We start from the raw sequence: 2,344 nt of genomic DNA, 5'->3' as shown, positions 1-2,344 counted from the left end.
AGTCCGCGGCGTGGTGCCTGCCGCGCACGGCGGCGAGTGCCGTTCTCCGCGCCGCCGCTGCCGTTGCGGCTCCGCGCGCTGTCGCCGTCGCTGTCGCGGTCGCGGTCGCCGTCCGTGCCGTGTGCGGCCCGGCGGCTGTCCGGGGTCCTCTGCCGGTCTGTGGTCACATCCCGCATTCGGCACCCGGGAGCGTCCGGATTGGCCCGTCCGCGAAAAAGTCCCCAGCTCAGGCCAGTTGGAAGAAATCCGAGTCCGCGACCAAGCCGCCGCCCGCACGGCTCCGAAGAAAGGCGGAGAGGGCATCGTCCGCCCGCGGTCCGGCCGGCGGTCCGCCCCGTACGGAAGGAGCGGCATGGCAGAGCACAGCGGCGGGGGTGCGCGGCGGCGGGTGGCCGTGGTGGGCAGCGGGGTCGCGGGGCTGACGGCCGCCCACGTGCTGCGGCGCACCGGCTCCGTCTCGCTCTACGAGGCCGACGGACGGCTCGGCGGACACGCCCACACCCATGACGTCCCGTCCGCCGACGGCCGTGTGCAGCACGTCGATTCGGGGTTCATCGTGCACAACGAGCGTACGTATCCACTGCTGTTGCGGCTCTTCCGCGAACTGAACGTCCGTACGCGGCCGTCCGAGATGAGCATGTCCGTACGGTGCGAGGGCTGCGGTCTGGAGTACGCGGGCGCCCGCGGTGCGCGCGGCGTCTTCGCGCAGCCGCGCAGCCTCGTCCGGCCGCGCTTTCTGCGGATGGTCGCCGAGGTGCCGCGCTTCCACCGCGGGGCGCGGCGCCTGCTGGCCGAGACCGAGACCGAGACCGGGGCCGGGGCCGAGACCGCGGACGGCCGCGGCCCGGCGGCCCAAGTGGGGCCCACGCTGGAGGAGTTCCTCGCCCGCGGGGGCTACTCGCCGTACTTCACCGCGCACTTCGTCACGCCGCTCGTCTCCGCCGTGTGGTCGTGCGACGCGCGGACGGCGCTGCGCTACCCGGCCGCCTATCTCTTCCGGTTCCTGCACCACCACGGCATGCTCAGCGTCGGCGGTTCGCCGCAGTGGCGGACCGTCGAGGGCGGTTCGCGTGCGTACGTCGAGCGGATCGCCAAGCAGCTCACGGCAGTTCACACCGCCACCCCCGTACGCACCGTGCGGCGCTTCGGCGACCGCGCCGAGATCGTCACCGAGGACGGGGCGGCGCACGAGTACGACGCCGTCGTCGTGGCCACACACGCCGACACCGCCCTGCGTCTGCTCGCCGAACCCACCACGGCCGAACGGGAGATCCTCGGCGCCTTCCGCTACTCACGCAATCCGACGCTGCTGCACACCGACGCCTCCGTGCTGCCGCGCGCCCGCGCCGCCCGCGCCTCGTGGAACTATCTGATGCCCTCGTGCGGCGCCGACTCCTCGTCCGTGCGCATCAGTTACGACATGAACCGGCTCCAGCGCCTCGACTGCCCGGAACACCATCTGGTGACCCTCGGCGGCGACGGCGCGGTGGACCCGGACGCCGTGACCGCCTCGACGGTCTACGAACACCCCGTCTACACACCGGAGTCGGTGGCCGCGCAGCAGCGGCTGCCCGAACTCGCCTCCGCCGTCACGGTGTTCGCGGGCGCCTACCACGGCTGGGGCTTCCACGAGGACGGCTGCCGCTCGGGCGTCGACGCCGCGGCGGCCCTGGGGGTGCGGTGGTGAGCGCCCGAGGGCGTGTCCGGCAGGCGGCGCGGCCCGTCCACGGGGCGGCCCTGTACGAGTGCCTGGTGACGCATGTGCGGACCCGGCCGCTGCGCCACACCGTCCGCCACCGCACATACATGTGGCTGACCGATCTGGACCGACTGCCGCGCCTGCCCCGGGTGTTGAGCCTGCTCGCCCGGTTCGAGGCCCGCGACCACTTCGGTGGCGGCGCCCCGACGATCCGCGCCGGACTGGAGCGCTTCCTTGCGGCCCGCGGCGTCGGACCGCCCACCGGGCAGGTCCTGATGCTCGCCCACGCCCGCGTCCTCGGACATGTCTTCAACCCGCTGACGCTCTACTGGTGCCACGACCGCGACGGCCGGCTTCTCTGCGTGGTCGCCGAGGTGCACAACACCTACGGCGAGCGGCACTGCTACCTCCTGCACACCGACGACGACGGGGAGGCCACCGCCGCCAAGGAGTTCTACGTCTCGCCGTTCTTCCCCGTGGACGGCGCCTACCGGATGCGGCTGCCGCTCCCCGGCGACCGGCTGTCGCTCACCGTCCGTCTGGAGCGGGCCGGCGGGCGCCCGTTCACCGCCACGCTGCGCGGACGGCGGCGGCCCGCCACCCGCGCGGAACTGCTGCGCGCCACGCTGCGGCACCCCTGGCCCA

At 73.8% G+C, this 2,344-nt stretch carries 2 protein-coding genes; both read left to right on the top strand.

Translation table 11 applies throughout. From position 1 onward, the window contains the following. Positions 1–352: 352 nt before the first annotated feature. On the top strand, positions 353–1,687 hold the full coding sequence (locus AN218_RS30015; RefSeq protein WP_070020201.1) for an NAD(P)/FAD-dependent oxidoreductase: 1,335 nt from the start codon (positions 353–355) through the stop codon (positions 1,685–1,687). Then, positions 1,684–2,344 (top strand): DUF1365 domain-containing protein (locus tag AN218_RS30010; RefSeq protein WP_070020200.1); only part of this gene is annotated, 661 nt, incomplete at its 3' end. The genes AN218_RS30015 and AN218_RS30010, both read left to right, overlap by 4 nt.

The sequence above is a fragment of the Streptomyces nanshensis genome (genome assembly GCF_001751255.1).
Lineage (GTDB): Bacteria > Actinomycetota > Actinomycetes > Streptomycetales > Streptomycetaceae > Streptomyces > Streptomyces nanshensis_A.
The sequence above is the reverse complement of the archived record's forward strand: the minus strand, read 5'-3'. Positions and strand labels throughout refer to the sequence as shown.